This window comes from Candidatus Avelusimicrobium stercoris (assembly GCF_002437085.1).
Lineage (GTDB): Bacteria > Elusimicrobiota > Elusimicrobia > Elusimicrobiales > Elusimicrobiaceae > Avelusimicrobium > Avelusimicrobium stercoris.
On the sequence record NZ_DJOA01000011.1, the window covers coordinates 12,961 to 32,642 of the forward strand.

17 protein-coding genes are annotated in these 19,682 nt (G+C 48.8%); 11 read left to right on the forward strand and 6 right to left on the reverse strand.

The features are described 5' to 3' along the window. Nucleotides 1-38: 38 nt before the first annotated feature. Both B2118_RS01870 and B2118_RS01875 read left to right on the forward strand, forming a co-directional pair. A complete protein-coding gene (locus B2118_RS01870; protein ID WP_428052846.1) occupies nt 39-770 on the forward strand; it encodes a hypothetical protein in 732 nt (243 codons plus the stop codon). 2 nt (nt 771-772) lie between these two features. Beyond that, nucleotides 773-964, forward strand: coding sequence for a hypothetical protein (locus B2118_RS01875; RefSeq protein ID WP_428052848.1), 192 nt, complete (start codon nt 773-775; stop codon nt 962-964). 96 nt (nt 965-1,060) lie between these two features. On the opposite strand, the gene B2118_RS01880 is transcribed toward B2118_RS01875, so the two are convergent. The 3 genes from B2118_RS01880 to B2118_RS01890 all read right to left on the reverse strand — a co-directional run bounded on the left by B2118_RS01880 (nt 1,061) and on the right by B2118_RS01890 (nt 3,729). Further along, nucleotides 1,061-2,095, reverse strand: a complete 1,035-nt coding sequence (locus tag B2118_RS01880) for a hypothetical protein (protein WP_428052850.1) — start codon at nt 2,093-2,095, stop codon at nt 1,061-1,063. A 201-nt stretch (nt 2,096-2,296) separates the two neighbouring features. Beyond that, nucleotides 2,297-2,998 carry a hypothetical protein gene (locus B2118_RS01885; protein WP_428052852.1) on the reverse strand — a complete coding sequence of 234 codons (702 nt, stop codon included), beginning with the start codon at nt 2,996-2,998 and terminating at the stop codon, nt 2,297-2,299. Nucleotides 2,999-3,195: 197 nt separating this feature from the next. Continuing rightward, nucleotides 3,196-3,729 carry a hypothetical protein gene (locus B2118_RS01890; protein WP_428052854.1) on the reverse strand — a complete coding sequence of 178 codons (534 nt, stop codon included), beginning with the start codon at nt 3,727-3,729 and terminating at the stop codon, nt 3,196-3,198. A gap of 146 nt (nt 3,730-3,875) precedes the next feature. Here B2118_RS01890 and B2118_RS01895 point away from each other — a divergent pair, with 146 nt between their 5' ends. The 4 genes from B2118_RS01895 to era all read left to right on the forward strand — a co-directional run bounded on the left by B2118_RS01895 (nt 3,876) and on the right by era (nt 9,430). After that, the gene (locus B2118_RS01895; protein WP_177746181.1) at nt 3,876-4,463 is read left to right on the forward strand and encodes an ATP-dependent Clp protease proteolytic subunit; all 588 of its coding nucleotides are present in this window, start codon (nt 3,876-3,878) and stop codon (nt 4,461-4,463) included. 859 nt (nt 4,464-5,322) lie between these two features. Beyond that, nucleotides 5,323-7,857 carry an endopeptidase La gene (gene lon / locus B2118_RS01900; RefSeq protein ID WP_428052856.1) on the forward strand — a complete coding sequence of 845 codons (2,535 nt, stop codon included), beginning with the start codon at nt 5,323-5,325 and terminating at the stop codon, nt 7,855-7,857. Between the two features lie 107 nt (nt 7,858-7,964). Beyond that, nucleotides 7,965-8,474, forward strand: a complete 510-nt coding sequence (locus B2118_RS01905; protein WP_428052858.1) for a flavin reductase family protein — start codon at nt 7,965-7,967, stop codon at nt 8,472-8,474. A 44-nt stretch (nt 8,475-8,518) separates the two neighbouring features. After that, a complete protein-coding gene (gene era / locus B2118_RS01910; protein WP_428052860.1) occupies nt 8,519-9,430 on the forward strand; it encodes a GTPase Era in 912 nt (303 codons plus the stop codon). A 72-nt stretch (nt 9,431-9,502) separates the two neighbouring features. Here the strand turns inward: era and B2118_RS01915 are convergent, their stop codons facing one another. After that, the gene (locus tag B2118_RS01915; RefSeq protein ID WP_428052862.1) at nt 9,503-10,666 is read right to left on the reverse strand and encodes an aminotransferase class V-fold PLP-dependent enzyme; all 1,164 of its coding nucleotides are present in this window, start codon (nt 10,664-10,666) and stop codon (nt 9,503-9,505) included. 814 nt (nt 10,667-11,480) lie between these two features. Between B2118_RS01915 and B2118_RS01920 the strand changes: the two genes are divergently transcribed. The 4 genes from B2118_RS01920 (at nt 11,481) to B2118_RS01935 (ending at nt 15,453) form a co-directional block, all read left to right on the forward strand. Continuing rightward, nucleotides 11,481-12,533, forward strand: coding sequence for a hypothetical protein (locus B2118_RS01920; protein WP_428052863.1), 1,053 nt, complete (start codon nt 11,481-11,483; stop codon nt 12,531-12,533). A 248-nt stretch (nt 12,534-12,781) separates the two neighbouring features. Then, nucleotides 12,782-13,483, forward strand: a complete 702-nt coding sequence (locus B2118_RS01925; protein ID WP_428052865.1) for an iron-sulfur cluster assembly scaffold protein — start codon at nt 12,782-12,784, stop codon at nt 13,481-13,483. An 18-nt stretch (nt 13,484-13,501) separates the two neighbouring features. Next, nucleotides 13,502-14,497 (forward strand): GGGtGRT protein, encoded by a 996-nt coding sequence (locus B2118_RS01930; RefSeq protein ID WP_428052867.1) that lies wholly within the window; start codon nt 13,502-13,504, stop codon nt 14,495-14,497. A gap of 329 nt (nt 14,498-14,826) precedes the next feature. Then, nucleotides 14,827-15,453 (forward strand): hypothetical protein, encoded by a 627-nt coding sequence (locus B2118_RS01935; RefSeq protein ID WP_428052869.1) that lies wholly within the window; start codon nt 14,827-14,829, stop codon nt 15,451-15,453. Nucleotides 15,454-15,506: 53 nt separating this feature from the next. Here B2118_RS01935 and B2118_RS01940 read toward each other — a convergent pair whose 3' ends face one another. Continuing rightward, complete coding sequence (locus B2118_RS01940) at nt 15,507-16,136, reverse strand: hypothetical protein (protein ID WP_428052871.1); 630 nt, start codon at nt 16,134-16,136, stop codon at nt 15,507-15,509. A gap of 93 nt (nt 16,137-16,229) precedes the next feature. On the opposite strand from B2118_RS01940, the gene typA reads away from it, so the two are divergent. After that, nucleotides 16,230-18,065, forward strand: coding sequence for a translational GTPase TypA (gene typA / locus B2118_RS01945; protein WP_428052873.1), 1,836 nt, complete (start codon nt 16,230-16,232; stop codon nt 18,063-18,065). A gap of 114 nt (nt 18,066-18,179) precedes the next feature. Here typA and B2118_RS01950 read toward each other — a convergent pair whose 3' ends face one another. After that, on the reverse strand, nt 18,180-19,340 hold the full coding sequence (locus tag B2118_RS01950) for a hypothetical protein (protein ID WP_428052875.1): 1,161 nt from the start codon (nt 19,338-19,340) through the stop codon (nt 18,180-18,182). Between the last annotated feature and the right edge of the window lie 342 nt (nt 19,341-19,682).

Below are 19,682 nucleotides of genomic sequence, written 5' to 3' on the forward strand. Positions count from 1 at the left end.
GTTTTGCTCAAATATAAAGGCCTTAAAAAGGAGGAAAAATGAAAAAAATATTTATAGGGTTGTGTGCTTTATTGGTCTCTACCGCTGTTATGGGGGCAAGTGCCAATAAAATGACAATGGTAACATATTTTCCCGTAAAATATGTGGCATATAGCCAAGTAGATGTAACGAAGCAAATGGATATCGGCTTAACATCAGCCTGCCAAATGAATTTGGGTTGTACAACAGACGAGGGGTTTAATACAGGTAAATCCTTGCGCGTAAATAATCTTTTAAAAATAGCGGGGGGAAGACTGGAACTTAATGACGCACCCGCGATTGTAGGCACTATGGCTATTATGGGTAGCGGAAACGGCACGGCGGACTTTGACTTTGAAACCAATTTGCGCGTGGCCAACTATAAGCAAGGTTACACACTCCAAGCGGACAATATGTATTTGAGCGAACTTAATTTGTTTGGCTATAAGTTCCCGGCTTGTAGTGGGGAAACGATGAGTTGGCAAAAACTCAAATTAAAGAACAAGGACGAGGTGTATTTAGTCTGCGGAGAAGCGGAAAAAACGACCCCTGATACAACTCCTAAATCGTGTCCGGGTGGATACACTTACGAGGCCTCTACTAATAAATGTTGCCGTTCGGATGTTCCGCAGTCTTCTAGTCAACCATATGCTTGGGGGCTCCAAGTGGTTGCACGCTTCCAAATACTGATACTTTATCTTATCCCGGGTTGGCACGGTGTACTTCAAATTGCCCCCATAGCACTTGCGTAAGAATGATTAACAGTATGCGTGCCCAACTTTCCACGGGGACTTCTGAAAAGAAAACTCCGCAGGTGAGTGCTTTAACTTGCTATAACGGAAGATGGGTCTATAAAGAAAATGGCGTAATTTATGATAAGTTAGATACGCTATTGGTATCTTTCGTGATTGAACGGTGCCCGACTACTTGTGTGGACCCTAAATAAAAGGGGAAAAATATAATTTTTAAAAACTTATATTGTATTTTCAAACGAAAAACCCCGAGCGGATACTCGGGGTTTTAAACTTTTTAAGTGCTTAAATTATTTTTCGGCGGGATGATATTTTACCGGTTTTTCGGGGGTGTTGCAGCGGTGCTGCATCCCGTGGTAACGTACATCAATATCGTATTCTTCACCGCATTTGGGGCAGTGTGTTTCCTCTTGAACGGAAACTTTGCCCGTGTTAGGTTGCACGCCTACGGTGCTACCCGCTTTCGGGGCAGGCGTGCAGACTACATCCGGGTCTTCCGAGCATCTGACGGAAGCGTTGGTGATGTCTTTACCGCACCAGCGGCATTTTTCTACTTTGGCATTTGCCTTAAATTGATTGGCCACTTGTTGATAGTAGTATTCAAAGGAATGTTCGGCTCTGCCGTTGTGGTCGTCGCAGTCTTTTTGTAACAAGGTTTCCGCTTTAACGGCGATATCATCATCTAACCCTTGCGAATACGGCAGTTCCGGTACCTCAATAAATTCGTGCTCGTGCTGGTAGCGGAAATTAGAGTGGTTCAGCGTAGCACCTTTGGTGGTGGAAACTTCTACTTCTTGTTTAGGCGCATTTGCCTCTGCCGCACAGCGGTGCGCAATATTGTGGTAAAGTTCATCCACATCGTATTCTTCGCCACATTTGGGGCAATATCTGCTCTCGTCGCGGGTTTGTTGTTGCTTCTGGGCTTTTTTTGCAGCCTTTTTAGCGGCTCTATCTTCTTTGGATACAAAATTCTGCTCTCTCTGGATAGCATCTACCTGGTGGTAGTTGGCCGCGCAGAAGCGGTAATATTGCGTTTCCGGGCATTTTTGCCCTCTGGTAAATTTCTGCCCACAGCGGTAGCAGGTTTCGTTGCCGGGGTTCGGTTCCGGCGTGCAATACACATCCGGATCCGCCGGGCATCTTCTGGACAAATCGGTAATTTGGTTACCGCACCAGCGGCACTTGGCGGCTTGGTGGTGTTTCTTTTGCTGTACTTGAATTTGGCGTTGCAATTTAGCGCCCAAATCCTTATTGTTTTGCGCCATAAGCGGCGTACAGACGGTAACGGCTAATAATGCGGCTAACATCCATTTGACACTCTTCATTTGGTCTCCTTAATGGGTACGTCTTGTTATTTAGATTGATTTGATACTTCCTTATGTTTAGTGTAACTATTTTATGGTTTTTAGTAAAGGGCCTTTGGACCTAGACCCTATCAGAAAAAAGACCTATATACGCTTGGGCCCTTTTGCATTAAAAAACCCCCGCTTTTGGCGGGGGGAAAATCTTTTTTGCCACACTATTAATTAGTGGTTAAATCCGCAATGATGCACTCCGTGGAAATAGTAGTCATCGTCATATACGGCGTGGCATTCCGGGCAGGTTTCATAATCTTGCTTTACAGTCTTTTTTGCGGGTTTGGCTTTTTTGACCTTTTTTCCCGCTTTTTCCGCTTTCGGGGCTGGCATACAGGTTACATCCGGGTCATTGGGGCAGCGTTTCCATTCGTCCGTAATTTCGTTACCGCACCAGCGGCATTTGCCCAAAGATTTGGTTTCTTTTTCTTGCGTTTTTGCAGGAGCGGCTTCTTGCTTTTTGGCCTGCGGCTTAGCCGTGGGTTCATTTTCCGGCATACAGGTTACATCGCAGTCCGCTGCGCAGCGTTGAAACTCGTTCGTAATTTCATTACCGCACCGCCAGCATTTGCCCAAAGATTTGGTTTCTTTTACTTGGGCTTTGGCCGGAGCGGCTTCTTGCTTTTTGGCTTGGGGTTTGGCTTGTGCGTCGTTTTCCGGCATACAGATTACATCGCAGTCTGCTGCACAGCGTTGGGATTCATTCGTAATTTCATTACCGCACAGACGGCATTTTTGCGTTTTGTTTTTTTGACTTTGCAGTTGAATCTGGCGTTGAATCTTGGCGCCCAAATCCTTATTGTTTTGCGCCATAAGCGGCGTACAGACGGCAACGGCTAACAATGCAGCTAACATCCATTTGACACTTTTCATACAGTCTCCTTTTATAGGCACGGCTTTTAGATTGATTTTACAGCTTACTTCCTTACTTGTAGTTTAACTGTTTTCTTATTCAGGGTAAAGGGCCTTTGGACCTAGGTCCTATCAGAAAAAAGACCTATATACGCTTGGGCCTTTTTGCACTTAAAAACCCCGCCGTTGGGGGCGGGGCTTTTTAAAAAGGGGAAAAACTATTCTCCCTGTTGGGTAAATCCTTGCAGCATAATGGCCTGCAATTCGCCGTTTAATACTTTGGCGGATGTTTCGTTTAAGAGGCCCTTACCCTGCGTATAGGTAATGGCCGTAATGAACGTAATAAAAGTGGCCGTGTCCGTATCAACCGCCGTTTTGGGATAGGCCGGCTGGTTAGCGATTAACAAGCCGCTTAATTTGCTTAAAAGCGGTTCTACTTCGTCGGCTACTTCGTCCGAAGTCGTTTTGATCTTATTAAAGACCGCCGGGATATCCTTTTCCAAAGCCTTTTCAATGGCTTTGTCCGTTTCGGTCATTTGGTTCAAGTCGCGGTGTGCATCAAAAATCATAAGCCCCAATTGCAACGCCTGTTGGGTGTTCTTCAAGGTTTGCTGACTGACTTCACCTTCGCCGACGGCTTGGGCCCCAGTGGCAACGGATTCTTCAATCAGCGCGCTGTTGCTGGATGCGTTGGCGGCAAAAGCGGCGGTGGATAGCGTTAGGGCGGTGAGTAAAACGAACAGTTTTTTCATAAATCCTCCTAAAATTCTTTACTTATATATATAAGATAGTAAATAAACCGCAAAAAAACTAGGGCCTTTTAGGGCCTAGGCCCCTAGGTCCTAAGACCTATAAAATGGCGGGCCGCCGGACCGGGAAATATACTACAATATACAATATGATTATACCTACCATTATTGAAAAAAACGTTGGTTATGATATTTTTTCCCGCTTGCTCAAAGACCGCATTATCTTTGTCGGCGGGCGCGAGGGCGAAGTGGATACCGCCAGCGCCAATATGATTATTGCCCAACTGCTGTATTTGGACGCGGACGATTCCAGCCGGGAAATTAACCTCTACATCAATTCTCCCGGAGGTATGGTAACGGCGGGCTTGGCTATTTACGATACAATGCAATTTATCAAGGCCCCGATTACCACTATTTGTATGGGGCAAGCGATGAGTTTCGGCGCGGTTTTGTTGGCCGCCGGCTCCAAGGGTAAACGCTATGCCTTACCGCACGCGCGCATTATGATTCACCAACCCTTAATTTGGGGCGGCGGGATTTCTGGTCAGGTAACGGATATTGAAATTGAATCCAAGGAATTGCGCGATAACAAAGAGCATTTGTTGGATATTTTGGCCAAGCACACGGGGCAGGATAAAGAAAAAATCCGCCGCGACAGCGAACGCAACTATTATATGTCGGCGCAAGAGGCCAAGGAGTATGGGCTGATTGACGAGGTATTGCCCCTTAAAAAGTAACGGCTTTTTCAGTTGTTGCGAAATGCGTACGGGGAACAAAGAGTAAATCTTTGTTCCCCGTTACTTATAAGGGCCAACCATTTGCCAAATTCGTTGCATTTGTGCGCCTTTTTTATTTACTTTTTGTGCCGACAAAAAGTAAACAAAAAACTCGCCGCCCAACGCGTTATAAAAGGCAGGCTTAAACGGGTATTTTTACAACTCGCCCTATTGGCTCAAACAAGTAAAAATACTTTTCCGTTTAAACCGCCTTTTAAAGCCAACGCAAAAGGGCGACACGAACAACAAGTGTCGTTGCCGTCATCCCCGAAAAATTGGTGGCCCGCTAGGGTGTGGCCTGTTGGGCTCGGGGTTTGTTGTTATTAAAAAAGGCAGTCATCCTGAACTTGTTTCAGGATATACATTATGAGTTGTTATCTAAAAGGTCATACTGGAAGGTTTGCCGGCGCGGAGCGTTCCAGTATCTGTTATTTTCCTTTTTTATAACAACAGATCCTGGACTACAACTTTCCAGGATGACGACAACTACAATACAAAAGATAAATACCTTGTCATTCCCGAACGTCGTAGTCGGAAATCTGTCGTTTCGGAAGAGAAAAACCACAGCAAAAACAGATCCCCGACAGAAACCCTCGGGGATGACGACAACTACCCAAGCGGTAGGTTCTGAAACGAGTTAAGGACGATGCCCTTGTTTTATTTATTCTTGTTCTTAGCCCCACTTTATCAAAATTAGCAACCAAATAACACAGTTGCTAATTTTAACCTAATTTGCTACAATCTATAAGAGCCAAAAGCGGGGGTTTTGATATAAGACGCTTTTGGGAAACCTTTTATCCGTTACAGAGAGGGAAAAATTATGGCAGAAGAAATTAAAAAACAAACGCTTTCGTTACCGACGGTAGTGCCGGCTGTCGCCATACGCGATGTGGTGATGTTCCCGGGGATGTCGCTCCCGTTGTCGGTGGACCGCGAAAAGTCCGTTTCCGCGGTGGAACTTGCGCTGGGGGAACAGGGCAAATATATTTTGGCCGTATCGCAGAAAAATGCGGAAATTGAGGACCCCAAAGAGTCCGATATTTACCATTTCGGCGTGATTGCGCAAATTACGCAGAATTTAAAGATGCCCGACGGCTCTATGAAGATTTTTCTGCAAGGCTTGGCCCGTGCACGCGTAACCAAATTGGAAATGAACAATGTGGCCGGGGCTTGGTTTGCGACGGTGGAATATATTGAGGAAGAAGACGATAATTCCCCGGTAGTACAAGCCTTAATGCGCAAGGTGTTGGACGAGTTTGACCATTATGCCCGCGTGTCGCACCGGATTGCGGTGGAGGGGGTTTCCTTCCTGCGCCAAATAAACGACGCGTCCAAACTGGCCGATACGGTGGCTTCCAATATGCTCGTAAAAACCGAGCAGCGCCAAGAAATCTTGGAAGCGGTGCACATTAAAGACCGCTTGGAAAAAATCTTAAAACTGATTACCAGCGAAGTGGAAATTTTGGGCTTGGAGGAAAAAATTCACTCCAAGGTCCGCGCGCAAATTGAAAAAAACCAAAAAGAATATTATTTGAACGAGCAAATGAAGGCCATCCAAAAGGAACTCAGCCAAAAGGATGATTTCCAAAAGGAGTTGGACGCCTTGCGCGCAAAAATCAAAAAGAACGGGCTTCCTCCGCAGGCCAAAGAAGCGGCGGAAAAGGAAATTGAACGTCTGTCCAAAATGGCGCCTTTCTCGCCGGAAGCGACGGTTTCGCGCACCTATTTGGATTGGCTCGTCAATATGCCTTGGAACCAAACGACCGAGGATGTGTTGGACTTAAAAGAAGCCAAAAAGATTTTGGATGAGGACCACTTTGGGCTGGAAAAACCCAAAGAACGCATCTTGGAATATTTGGCGGTAAGCAAGTTAAATAATTCCTTGCGCGGCCCGGTGCTCTGCTTTGCGGGTGCGCCCGGCGTGGGGAAGACGTCATTGGCAAAATCTATTGCGCGCGCTATCGGCCGCAAATTTGTGCGGATGTCTTTGGGGGGCGTACGCGACGAGAGCGAAATCCGCGGGCACCGCAGAACATATATTGGTTCTATGCCGGGGCGCATTATTCAGGGTATCAGCAAGGCCAAGAGTATGAACCCGGTCTTCCTGCTGGACGAAATTGACAAAATGGGCAGCGACTGGCGCGGCGACCCCGCGGCGGCGTTGCTGGAATTATTGGACCCGGAGCAAAACAAAGAGTTTACCGACCACTTTTTGGATGTGCCGTTTGACGTATCTAAGGTAATGTTTATTACCACGGCGAACTCCTTGGCCAATATTCCGTCCACCTTGCGCGACCGCTTGGAAATTATTGATTTTGACGGATACACCGAGTACGAAAAACACGATATTGTGGATAAATACCTTCTGCCCAAACAAATGAAGATGCACGGCTTGAAGGAAGGCCAGTTAGAAGTTACGCACGACGCTGTCGCCCTGTTAATGCGCGATTATGTGCGCGAAGCGGGCGTGCGCAACTTGGACCGCGAAATCGGCTCTTTGTGCCGCAAAGCCGCCAAAAAAATTGTGGAAGGCGCTAAAAAGGTAGTTGTTACCAAGGAAAACCTGCACGAGTTTTTGGGCGTGCCGCGCTATTCCAACTTTGCTACCGAGGAAAACGGCGTAGGTATTGCTACGGGCCTTGCGTGGACGAGTGTAGGCGGCGAAACGCTGTCTATTGAAGCCACCAAAATCCCGGGCAAAGGCCAACTGATTTTGACGGGTATGCTGGGCAACGTGATGAAGGAATCCGTCCGCGCCGCGCTGACGTATGCCAGAAGCCGCGGCTATGGCAAGGATGTAGATTTTGACAAGACGGACTTCCACGTCCACTTCCCCGAAGGGGCCGTACCGAAAGACGGACCGTCCGCCGGCAGTGTGATTACGACCGCTTTGACCAGTCTTTTGACGGGCCTGCCCGTTAAAAAGCATTTGGCGATGACGGGCGAGGTAACCATTACGGGCCGTGTGCTTCCCGTCGGTGGCATTAAGGAAAAATTCCTAGCCGCTTACCGCGAAGGGGTCAAAACGATTCTCTACCCGCACACCAACGAGAAAGACGTGTCCGAAATCCCGGAACGGGTCCGCAAGGAACTTACCTTAATCCCGGTGAAGCATATGGACGAAGTGCTACCGCTGGCGTTGGAAGGATGGAAAGAGTTTGAAGCCAAATTAAACAAAAAACGCGGTTCCAAAAAATCCGCCAAGGCGCATAAAAAATCGGCCGCGGCGCGTGTAATGCCCGCCAAAAAGACGGCTAAAAAAACGGTTAAAAAAGCCGCTCCCAAAGCGAAGAAAGCCGTTAAAAAAGCGCCTGTGCGCAAGGCTGTTAAAGCCAAAGCCAAAAAACGCAAATAAGCAGTTTTTTAAAGCCCGGTCTTTTTAAAAAGGCCGGGCTTTCTAATCTAATAAAGCCCTTGCCCCGCGCTATGGGGTTCGTTATACTTTAAAGAGGGGGAAAACATATGATTAAAAGAGTACCGTATAATTTTAATGCGCAAAAGAACTTGGATATCCTTTCCAAGGCCGCCTTTTTAACCACTAAATCCGGCAATAAAATAAACACAATGGTTATTGGCTGGGGGACGATTGGCGTTTTGTGGCGGATTCCCGTGTTTAACACGGTGGTGCGCCAGAACCGCTTTACTTACGAACAAATTGAAAAATCGCACGAGTTTACCGTTACAATTCCGTATGTGGATTTACCGCAGGCGGTGGCCATATGCGGCACCAAATCCGGGCGGAATATGGATAAATTGGCCGCGTGCGGATTAAAAACCGTCAAGGGGCAGAAGATTGCCACTCCGGTTTTAGTTGTACCCGGTATGCACTTTGAGTGCAAGGTGGCTTATGCGCGCTTAATGGGTGCGGAAAATTTGAACAAGGCGCTTAATGAACTGTGGTACAACAAGGAGCCGAACGATTACCATATGTTCTACTTCGGTGAAATTGTGGACAGTTATATCACCGAGTAGCGCGGAGCGTTGGCGAACGGACAAAAAATAAGTACAATACATCTATGGACGAAAAAAATTTTAAAAGCGGTTTTGCCGTATTAGCCGGCCTGCCCAATGCGGGCAAATCTACCTTGCTTAACAACCTGGCGGGCGGACTTTTGTCGCCCGTTACCAACAAGCCCCAAACCACGCGCCAAAACATTTTGGCTATCGCGGACGGGGACGATTACCAAGTGGTGTTTGTAGATACTCCCGGGTTTTTAAAGGCGCAATACAAATTGCAGCAAACAATGGTGGGCTGCATTGACCGCGCGGTGCGCGAGGATGCCGATTTGGTAATTTTTTTGGTGGATGCAATGGCGGATTACGCGTTAAACGCGCCGTTGGTGGAAAAATTAAAAACCGTTTTTTGTCCTATCTTTTTGGCGATTAATAAAATTGACCTCGTGAAAGATGTTGCCGCGCTGGACGCGTTGGAAGCGCGCGTGAAGGCCGATTTAAAGATTGAAAAGACCTTCCGCATTTCCGCCGCCAACGGGACGGGGACGGACTTATTAAAGCAGGCGGTTATCGCCGCAATGCCCAACAGCCCGGCCTACTTTCCGCCCGGCCAATGGACGGACCGCTGGGAACGCTTTTACGCGGCGGAATTTATCCGCGAGCAGATTTTTAAACTCTATCAAAAGGAAGTCCCGTACAGCACCTTTGTAGAGATTGAAAAATTTACCGAGGACCTCGGTCCCAAGAACTACATCCGCGCCAACATCCACGTAGAGCGCGAGAGCCAAAAGCCTATTTTAATTGGCAAGGGCGGCAGTGCGATTGCCGAACTGCGTAAGCGGGCGCAAAAGCGCATTGAAGAGTTTTTAGGGCGCAAGTACCGCTTGGAACTTAATGTAGTGGTATCGCCCAACTGGCGTAACGACACGAAAGCCTTGGAAGAATTTGGCTACATCGTGCGCGACGAAAAATAATTTAAGTTGCTTTGATATAAAACACCCCCGGGGCCAAAAACTCCGGGGGCACTTTTTTATATTCCTTACGCCTTATTTGTGTTGGGCCTTTAATTGGCGGACGATGTCGTCCACCGTGTCGGCCAGTTTTTTGTATTCGCCCGTGCCGTGGATATCCACAAACGGAAAGCAGGAAATGCGCAGGGAGTTCTGCTTGACCGAGGAATATTTTTTAATGCCGTCGGCCAGGTTTGCGCGGCCCGTAGCCTTTAAAGCGGCGGATATGTCCGCATCCTTTATGGCGGGGTCAGTTACTTCCAGCGTAAGCGTGGTGTAGGAGCGCAATTTTTCGTCCTTAATCAGCGGGGCCAAATAATCGGTTTTTTGCGCCCAGTCCAGCAAAAATTGCGCGTGCTGGCGGCACAGCGCATCCATCGCCTTTAAGCCGCCGTTGGTGTTCATCCATTTGCAGGCCTCGTTGAACATCCAAATATTGGTGGTGCAGGGGGTATTGACCGTTTGATATTTTCCTGCCTGAACAATGGCCGCAGATAAATCCAGCACATAGGGCACGGAGCGGTATTTTTTAACCTCTTCGGCGCGTTTGACGGCGGCCGGGCTCAAAATAATAACGCTGGACCCGGCACCCGCGCCAAAGCATTTTTGCATAGCAAATACCATAACGTCATATTTGTTTTTTGGCAAATCGCGCCCACCCGCACAGGATGTACAATCCCACGCAATTAAGGTATCGGGTCCCTTTTCCTTCCAGGCTTGCTCCAAATATTCATTTGGGATTTGCACGCCCGTAGAGGTTTCGTTCGGCGTTAGAAAGACAAGGCTTGCGTTGTAGTCGGGCTTTTCTTTGGGGAAAAATTCGCCCTCTGCCGCGTCGCGCACGGAGCGGATGACGTTCGGCTCCAAGCGGGATAGCATTTCGTGCCCCCAGCGTTTGGAAAATGCGCCAAATGATAAGCCGGAAACGGAATTTTTGACTAAACTCCACATTACCGCATCCATAGCGGCCGAAGCCCCGCCCATAAAAAAGATAACGGTGTAATCCTCTGGCAGGGAAAGAAGTTCGCGCAGGTTTTGCACGGCTTCTTTATATAAGCCGTCGGTGGAAATATCACTCGCGCGGTGGCTGCGTTCAAATAAAGTTTTGTAAAGCGGTGTTTCGCGGATGACGGGATGCCCCTGCCCCGGCCCGCAGGCAAAGGTGGCGGAGGGAAGTTTTGCAAAGTCCAATTTAATCATTTCATACGCTCCTTAATTTTTTTATTGTAGCAAAGTTTACAAGTGCTGGAACACAATTTTTTGCCTTGTGGTTGCGCCACGCACACTAAAATGCTGTCTTGTTTGTCATTCCAGGGCCTGCATACAAGCGGGAACCTGGAATCCAGAAATAAAATAAGGAGTTTTTCTAGTAAACAAACTGGATCCCGGGTCCACGCCCGGGATGACGGCAAAAAGCGAAACAACAAAGCCGTTATAAAATAAGAGGTCGTCCTGAACTGGCGGCCCGCTAGGGTGTGGCCAGCAAGGGTGCGGCCTGCTAGGGTTTTTAGGATTTACCTCTTTGGTCGTTGTCGTCATCCTGGAAAGTTGTAGTCCAGAATCTATTGTTATAAGAATAAGGAAAACGACAGATTCTGGACAGAAACCTTCCAGAATGACCTTTATTTTATAAACAACTAACTACCCAAAAGGTAGGTTTTGAAAACCCTACGGGCTGTCATCCCCGAGAAATTTAGTCGGGGATCCGTTGTTATCAAAAAAGGGAAACAACAGATTCCCGACTACGACACTCGGGAATGACAAGGGAAAGGGCCTTAATAAAATAAGAGGTCATAGTGAACTTGCGGCCCGCTAGGGTGTGGCCCGCAGGGTTCGGGGATTTGCTGTTTTCACTCCACCCCTTGCATTGCGGGCGTTTGTCCATTATACTAATAGAAAATCTTGTATTTGGCTGTATTTTATGATACATTGGATATATTCAGGCCTATGTCTAATACCTGAAACCGATGTATCACGGGCCCTTGAAAGGGTACTTAATTATAAGGGATATAGTATGAAGAAACTTATGTTACTTTCCGCTTGTTTGCTGGCTGTGCCTGCCTTGCACGCGGAACAAATGCAATTTGTAACCACCTTATCCGCGCCGGTGGGTAACTTTGCCCAGTTGGACGCGGCTGACCCCACGCACGTTACTAGTGCGCCGCTCTTAAACTTTTGCAATACGCGTTCTGGGGTGGGGGATATCATCATCAAGGGTGCTAATGCCTATTTAAAACAAGTAAATGTTCAAAACGGCGCTACCTTGGGCAGCACCAATACGCCCGAATACCGTTTGAGCGACAAACTGACCGTTGAAAACGGCGGTACGGTAACGGCGGGCCGCGTAATGGCCAGCAATGTTACGTTTAAAGATACGCACTTCCACAAGAGTAACGTAACGGGCACCTTGTACGGCACTGATATCACCGCAATGGGGGGAAAAGCCGATAATATGGAAGTTGCTTCCACCGCTAGAATTAATAAGAGCGCGCAAACCGCTGCCAACTTGGGGCAGGAAATGGAGTGGAGCAACCAATATTCCAAGGACTACGACGCTACTGGAAATGCTAAATTATCTAGTAAAACCTATACGTCCTTTTTGCTCAAAAGCAAAGGGGAAAGTTCTGGGGGGTGCGAGCCTACAAATGGTACGAGTTATGAACAAGCCTGTGGGGCTTTTCAAACGGGAAAGATTACCTATACGTGGAATCAAAGTACGTGTAGTTATGATAAAGCGGATAATTGCCAATGTAACGCAACTCATCCCTATAAAGTTGAGGGGTATGGATGTGTGGAGTGTAATACCCCAGGAAGTACGTGGAAATGTTTTGATATGTATTGCTCTTTAAACTATGAAGTTAGATACTGCCACGAAACATATTACGACGCTCAAAAGGATGTGTGTTTTTCTGGCAATTCTGATACCGAATGTAATTCGGTAGAGGGAAATAAAGATATCTATGGGCATTGTGTGCCAGATTCTCCTATGGGACGGGATGGTGTTGTACAGAGATGGAATGGTAAGCACTATTATACTTCTCCTCGGTGTGCTTGTGATTTAGACTAGATGTTTTGATATAGGGCCCCTATTTAAATGGGGCCTTATTTATTTGGCTATTGTTTTTATAGTGTTGTCATTTCCGACGATGACCTTTGAAAAAGACACTACCTTGTTTTTTTAGTCGTCCTCCCATAGTGTTTTGGTGTTGGGTTTGCTGTTTTCCTCTTTTTAAAAAGTCCTTTTTCCGTGTGTTTTTGAGCAGCGTTTTTTGGTAAAATATATTAGAAAGATTTACTTTTAGACAGGAGACCTAAATGAGTTGCGAAAAATGCACCCCCGAAGTACAGAATATGTGCTGCGTTTGCAAAGGCGCTAAGCACGAACCGGCCCCGATTCCCGAAGAAGGTAAATGGGTCAAAGCCAAACAAATTACCGATATTAGCGGTCTTACGCACGGTATTGGCTGGTGCGCTCCCCAACAGGGCGCTTGCAAACTGACGCTCAACGTCAAAAACGGCGTAATTAAAGAAGCGTTAGTGGAAACCATTGGCTGCTCCGGTATGACTCACTCCGCCGCTATGGCCGCGGAAATCTTGCCCGGCAAAACCATTTTGGAAGCCTTAAACTCCGACCTCGTTTGCGATGCTATCAATACCGCTATGCGCGAACTCTTCTTGCAAATTGTCTATGGCCGCACCCAGAGCGCCTTCTCCGACGACGGTCTGCCGGTTGGCGCTGGTATGGAAGACTTGGGTAAAGGTCATCGTTCCCAAATCGGTACGATGTACGGTACCCAGGCCAAAGGCCCCCGCTACCTGGAAATGGCCGAAGGCTATGTGTTGGAAATCGGTTTGGATGCCAACAACGAAATTATCGGTTATAAATTTGTCAACCTGGGCAAAATGATGGACGCCATTAAGAAAGGCGAAGAACCGAAAGTGGCGTTTGAAAAGAACGTCAGCCAGTACGGCCGCTTTGACGAAGCCGTCAAAAAGATTGACCCCCGCAAAGAGTAAGCCCAGGAGAAAATGAATATGATTACGTTTGAAGGATACGAAAGAAGAATTGATAAAATCAACTCCGTTTTGAAAGAAAACGGCATTGCCTCCTTGGAAGAAGCCAAGGAAATCTGCACCAAAAAAGGTGTGGATGTGGAAAAAATCGTCCGCGGCATCCAGCCCATCGCTTTTGATAACGCCGTGTGGGCCTACACCGTAGGCGCCGCCATCGCTTTGAAAAACGGCGTAAAAACCGCTGCCGAAGCCGCCGAAAAAATCGGCGTAGGCTTGCAGAGTTTCTGCATCCCCGGCTCCGTAGCCGACCAGCGTGCCGTAGGCCTCGGCCACGGTAACTTGGGTGCTATGCTTTTGAGCGAAAATACCAAATGCTTCTGCTTCTTGGCCGGGCACGAAAGTTTCGCCGCCGCCGAAGGCGCTATCGGTATTGCCCGCACCGCCAATAAAGTGCGCAAAACGCCGCTTCGCGTTATTTTGAACGGCTTGGGCAAAGACGCCGCTTATATTATTTCCCGCGTAAACGGTTTTACCTCTGTGGAAACCGAATATAACTATAAAACGGGCGAACTCAAAATCGTAAGCGAAAAAGCCTTCTCCAACGGCGACCGCGCCAAAGTGCGCTGCTATGGTGCCGACGACGTAAACGAAGGCGTGGCGATTATGAAGCACGAAGGTGTGGACGTGTCCATTACTGGTAACTCCACCAACCCGACCCGCTTCCAGCACCCCGTAGCCGGTACCTATAAGAAATGGGCCACCGAAAACGGCAAAAAATATTTCTCCGTGGCGTCTGGCGGCGGTACTGGCCGCACCTTGCACCCGGACAATATGGCCGCGGGTCCTGCCTCTTACGGTATGACCGATACGATGGGCCGTATGCACAGCGATGCGCAGTTTGCGGGTTCCTCTTCCGTGCCGGCTCACGTGGAAATGATGGGCCTTATCGGTATGGGTAACAACCCGATGGTAGGTGCGACGGTGGCGGTAGCCGTAGCCGTGGCCGAAGCAAAATAAAATAACAACTTTTTTCAGTTGTTGCGAAATACGTACGAGGAACAAAGAGTAAATCTTTGTTCCTCGTTACTTATTAGGGCCAACCATTTGCCAAATTCGTTGCATTTGGGCATACCTTTATGTTTTTGTCGTCATCCCCGAGGGGTTGGCGGCCCGCTAGGGTGCGGCCCGCAGGGTTTTCAGAATCTACCTCTTGGGTAGTTGCCGTCATCCTGGAAAGTCGTAGTCCAGGATCCGTTGTTGTCGTTTGCTGTTGCTGTTTTTCCTCCACGCTTAAAAGCCCTTGAAAAAACGCCATTTCCACGCATACTAATAGTAAGGGGGCGCCTATGAAAAACCTTTTTAAAGCCTATGGTTGGCTAACCGTGCTTATCCTAACGATTGGCCTCTTTTTTGCATCCGGCTGGGAGTTCGCCTCGGCAGAGGAGGAATCCTTAGAAGCCTTGCGCGGGCAAATCCCTGCGCAGTTGGATGCGCTTCGCGCGCGTGTCAATCAGGCGGGGGGAGCGGACATCAGTTTGGCCCTTTTGCTGGGCGCGCAAAACGAGGACGCCCGTATGGTGGGGGCGACGGTGCTCGTCTATCAAGCGTATCCGCGCGAGCGGAAACTGGGCATTTTATTAGCGGCGTCGGTCAAGTTTAATAAGGAGTTTTACCGCCTTCAAGAGGTAAAGGAAGACTCGCTGAAATTGGCGTTATCCCAAGCGCCCGTGGAAATGTACGGCGTGGGCGAGACGTTTCAAACGGTGCGGGAGTTGTTGGAAATGCCGTCTGAACAACTGCGCGTTGCCGTTGCGCAGGCCAAAAACTTGGCGGACAAAAACAAGCGGGAAAGCGTCTTGGCTGAAACCCAAAAAACTTTGAAGGCGCGTCAAAAAGCAGAAGCCCGTTTAAAACGCGAACAGGCGCAAGCCAACCGGGTGATTAACGCGGTGAGCAAAGAAATCAAAAAGTGATTTGTTAGAGGAGGGAAAACCTTAAAACGGAGCGAATAAAAACCGCTCCGTTTTTAACGGATAAAAGTGCGAATAGCGGCCGCCGCGCCCAGCACGCACACCAGGCCAAAAATGGCAAAGGCCAGTTCGCCGGGCTTTGGTTTGGCGGATAGAGTTTGCTCCGGTAGCGCGTTTAAACGGCGTTGCAGGGCCGCGGGGGCTCCCACCCACAGCGCGTAACAGCAAGCCCGCCAAAAGAGCGGTTTTACCAAAATTGTGCCAATCAAACCGCCCAGCCACAGCGTACCCCACACCCACGGCGGCAGGGGGGATTTTTTGCGCATATATTCGCAGGTGCGGCAGATAATGGCGTTTAACCCAAAAAATGTAACCGCGCCGCCCAGGGTGCGCACAAACGCCCCGCCCGCAAGCGGCTGGCCGGACAGCCGGCGGAAGCCCACCAGCACGGCCTTCCATTGGCGGAAGAGCCAATAAACCGCAAACAGCCCGCCGCTGGCGGCGTTTAAAATAAACAAGGTTCCGGCGTGGATAAAATAAAACGTGTTGGAAAGCCCCAACTCTTTTAATTGGGTGCGGCGTTCGGTGCGCTTGGCCTCGCTGGCGTAGTCCCACTTTTTCAGGGTGAGCGCATAGGCGATATACAGAGCCGCCAAAACGGCGACCATTTGCAAAAATTGTTCCATAGGGTTATTATAAAAAATTTTTCCCCGCTTGTGGAAAAGCCCCCTTAAATACTAAAATATATATATCTTAATATTAGGACTATATAAACATATATGAATAACACCCGCGAGGACGTACGCAACGTAGCCATTATCGCCCACGTTGACCACGGCAAGACCACGATTGTGGATTCCCTGTTAAAATTTGCCGGAGAATTTAAAGTAAAAGAAGACCAAGCCCAAGACACCGTTTTAGACTCTAACCCGCTTGAAAGAGAGCGCGGTATTACGATTTTGGCCAAGTGTACTTCTATCGGTTACAAAGGCCACACCATTAACATTGTAGATACCCCCGGCCACGCAGACTTCGGCAGCGAAGTGGAACGCGTATTGCGTATGGTGGACGGCGCTATCCTAATGGTGGACGCCGTGGAAGGCCCGATGCCGCAGACCCGCTTTGTGCTGCGCAAGGCGTTGGCATTAGGCTTAAAACCGATTGTGGTTATTAACAAAATGGACCGCGAACACGTCCGCCCCAGCGAAGTAGTGGACGAAGTGTTTAACCTTTTTATGGAACTAGGCGCAACGGACGAACAGTTGGACTTCCCGATTATTTACGCCTCTGGCCGCGCCGGCTGGGCGAGCCTGAAAATGGAAGAAAAGGGCAAAGACATTGCCCCCATTTTGGATACGATTTTGTCCCACGTTCCCGCGCCGGAAGCAATGCCGGATGCGCCCCTGCAAATGCAGGTTACGATGTTGGACTACAATAACTTTTTGGGCCACGTCGGTATCGGCCGCATTTTGGCGGGCAGCATTACCAAAGGTCAGCCCGTTACCCTTATTCACCCGGACGGCTCCACCACCAACGCCAAGGCCGCCAAAATTGAACGCTTTGTCGGTTTAGGCAAGGCCGAAGTGGAAAGCGCCACGGCGGGTGATATCGTTTCTATTGCCGGGTTGGAAGGAGTGGACGTGGGGGATACGATTTGCCGTCCCGACGCCTTAAAGCCGCTTCCGCCTTTGGCTATTGACGCGCCGACGATGTCTATGGACTTTATGGTCAACGACAGCCCGTTCTCCGGCCGCGAAGGTAAATTTGTTACCAGCCGCCACCTGAAAAACCGCTTGGAAAAAGAAGCCCAAACCAATGTGGGTTTGAAGGTGGAACAGTTGGAAGGCGAAGGCAAATTTAAAGTATATGGCCGCGGGGAACTGCACTTAACCATTTTGATTGAAAATATGCGCCGCGAAGGTTTTGAACTGGCCGTTTCTTCCCCAGAAGTAATTTACAAAGAGGAAAACGGGCAGATTTTAGAGCCTATGGAATACTTGATTTTGGATATCAAGTCCGAATACCAAGGCGCGGTGTTTACCTCGCTAGGAACGCGCGCCGCGAAACTGGAAAATATGGTGGCGGAAGGCGAGGACCGCTTGCGCTTGGAATATTTGATTCCGTCCCGCGCGCTTATCGGCTTTAAAAACGAACTTTTAACCAATACCCGCGGTACGGGTATTATGCACCACAGTTTTAAGGGCTACTATCCCAAAGTGAACCTGCCGGACTTGCGCCGCAACGGGGTGCTGATCGCCAAGGAAGACGGCGAAACCACGCCCTATGCCTTGTATGCGCTGGAAAACAACGGCGAACTCTTTTTAGGCCCGGGCGTAAAGGTATATGCGGGCGAAATCGTGGGGCAGAACTCCCGCTCCAATGACCTCGTGGTAAACCCCTGTAAAGCCAAACATTTAAGCAATATGCGCAGTAAAGCCAGCGACGAATCCTATGTGCTGACCCCGCCGCGCGTGATGAGTTTGGAACAGGCGGTGGAGTATATTGCGCCGGACGAATTGGTGGAAATTACACCCCAATCCTTGCGTTTAAGAAAGAAAATCTTGTCGCACCTGTTGCGCAAACGCACGGAGCGCGCCGAGGAAGAAGAAGCCTAATCGGGCGCCTAAAAAATATTTAAAGAGCCATACCTCTTTTGCGGTGTGGCTCTTTTTTAGTACAAAAAAGCCGCAAGCCTGAAAACTTGCGGCGGTTTAATCTTATCCCAAAATTTAATGTTCAAACAGTTGGCCTAACTTGTCCAAAAAGCCCGTAAACAGCCCAGATTCCTTGGTTTGCACTACATTGCCTGTTTGGCTTTGATCGCGGTCCAAAGCGTGGCGGAGCAACGATAATGCGCCCGTATAAGCCGGGTTATCAGCGGGGCAATCGGTTACCAGGTGGTCCACTATGCCCAGGCGTGCTTTTTTGGCGTTAAAAATGGTTTTGGCGGATTTAATTATCTGTTTGGTTGCGCCGCTTCCGCACAAAATTAAATTAGGGGCGGGGTGCTTTAAATGCAGGCAGAACGCCTGTAAAATTTCTTTGTTAATGCCGCGCAGCATTTGGGTTTCGGCGTCTTCTACCACTTCGTCCATAATTTCGTCCGCCCCCGGTTCGTAATCTTTCAGCACCTCTTGCGCGGTTTCCACATCGTTTTGCAATAGGTCCGCCACAAACTCCGCGCGGCGGTTTAAGCCGTAGGGCAGTTCCAGCCCGTCCAGCAAAATGCCTTTGTTGTATAGCAGTACGGAAACGGATTCCTCCCCTAGGTCTAACAGGAGTGCGCCAGCGTGTTTTTCGCCCTCGGTTACCAAGGTTTCGCCCAACGCCAGCGAGGACGGCAACAGCAGGTATTCCGGGCAGCGGCAGGCAGCCAATACATTGTTTAAATTGTTTAAATGTGTTACCAGCGCGTAGGATAAAAAGGTACCGATTTCCAAGGTGAAGCCCGCCATCCCTTTGGGGTCCAAAATTCCGGCGTTTCCGTCAATCGTATATGATTGGGGGATAATATCTATCACCTCTAACGTGTCGCTTAAATTAATCGGCACGGAGTTGCGGATAGCCTCGTCTATTTCCTTATCGCCAATAATGCGGTTGCGGGTATCAATAGATTTAAAACCGCTGGAACTTTTAAAGGATAGAAAGTTGCCGCGCAGACCAACTACAACGGACGGCTCCCCGTTGATGTATTCGTTCATTTCCTCAAATACTTTGCTGATTCCTTCCTCGGCCCCGGCCATATCGCGCACAAACGCGCCGGAGAACGAGCGGCAGGTCCGCTGCAGGACGTGGCGTATGCGCAGGGTGCGAGTGTCGTCATCCAGCGAGGCCAAGGCGGCGGTAATGGTTGAGCCGTAGAAATCAAGCGATAAAATATTGCGGGGCATAGTAAATCCTTTATCCCATTTTATCAAATTTGGACCAATGTCAAATTTGTAGAGGGAGCGCGTTTTTTGTGCGTTAAGCAATTTATTAAATTCCCGTCGGAGCGGGGAGAATTTTGCGGGTAGGTGTGTGCGCTCCTCAGGGGGCGTCATCCCGGAGTGCTTTTATCCGGGATCTGTCGTTGCCGTGGTTGTCATCCCCGAGGAATTTAGTCGGGGATCTGTTGTTTCGTAAGAGGACAACCACGGCAAAAACAGATTCCCGACTACGACTTTCGGGAATGACAACTAAAAGGAAAAAGTTGTTATAAAAAGAGGTCATCCTGGGTATAAAGGCCAAAACGT

Excerpts from the sequence above, each read along its gene's own strand:
- B2118_RS01870 (WP_428052846.1), top strand. The coding sequence starts at position 39 with ATGAAAAAAATATTTATAGGGTTGTGTGCTTTATTGGTCTCTACCGCT.
- B2118_RS01875 (WP_428052848.1), top strand. The coding sequence starts at position 773 with ATGATTAACAGTATGCGTGCCCAACTTTCCACGGGGACTTCTGAAAAG.
- B2118_RS01880 (WP_428052850.1), bottom strand. The coding sequence starts at position 2,095 with ATGAAGAGTGTCAAATGGATGTTAGCCGCATTATTAGCCGTTACCGTC.
- B2118_RS01885 (WP_428052852.1), bottom strand. The coding sequence starts at position 2,998 with ATGAAAAGTGTCAAATGGATGTTAGCTGCATTGTTAGCCGTTGCCGTC.
- B2118_RS01890 (WP_428052854.1), bottom strand. The coding sequence starts at position 3,729 with ATGAAAAAACTGTTCGTTTTACTCACCGCCCTAACGCTATCCACCGCC.
- B2118_RS01895 (WP_177746181.1), top strand. The coding sequence starts at position 3,876 with ATGATTATACCTACCATTATTGAAAAAAACGTTGGTTATGATATTTTT.
- lon (WP_428052856.1), top strand. The coding sequence starts at position 5,323 with ATGGCAGAAGAAATTAAAAAACAAACGCTTTCGTTACCGACGGTAGTG.
- B2118_RS01905 (WP_428052858.1), top strand. The coding sequence starts at position 7,965 with ATGATTAAAAGAGTACCGTATAATTTTAATGCGCAAAAGAACTTGGAT.
- era (WP_428052860.1), top strand. The coding sequence starts at position 8,519 with ATGGACGAAAAAAATTTTAAAAGCGGTTTTGCCGTATTAGCCGGCCTG.
- B2118_RS01915 (WP_428052862.1), bottom strand. The coding sequence starts at position 10,666 with ATGATTAAATTGGACTTTGCAAAACTTCCCTCCGCCACCTTTGCCTGC.
- B2118_RS01920 (WP_428052863.1), top strand. The coding sequence starts at position 11,481 with ATGAAGAAACTTATGTTACTTTCCGCTTGTTTGCTGGCTGTGCCTGCC.
- B2118_RS01925 (WP_428052865.1), top strand. The coding sequence starts at position 12,782 with ATGAGTTGCGAAAAATGCACCCCCGAAGTACAGAATATGTGCTGCGTT.
- B2118_RS01930 (WP_428052867.1), top strand. The coding sequence starts at position 13,502 with ATGATTACGTTTGAAGGATACGAAAGAAGAATTGATAAAATCAACTCC.
- B2118_RS01935 (WP_428052869.1), top strand. The coding sequence starts at position 14,827 with ATGAAAAACCTTTTTAAAGCCTATGGTTGGCTAACCGTGCTTATCCTA.
- B2118_RS01940 (WP_428052871.1), bottom strand. The coding sequence starts at position 16,136 with ATGGAACAATTTTTGCAAATGGTCGCCGTTTTGGCGGCTCTGTATATC.
- typA (WP_428052873.1), top strand. The coding sequence starts at position 16,230 with ATGAATAACACCCGCGAGGACGTACGCAACGTAGCCATTATCGCCCAC.
- B2118_RS01950 (WP_428052875.1), bottom strand. The coding sequence starts at position 19,340 with ATGCCCCGCAATATTTTATCGCTTGATTTCTACGGCTCAACCATTACC.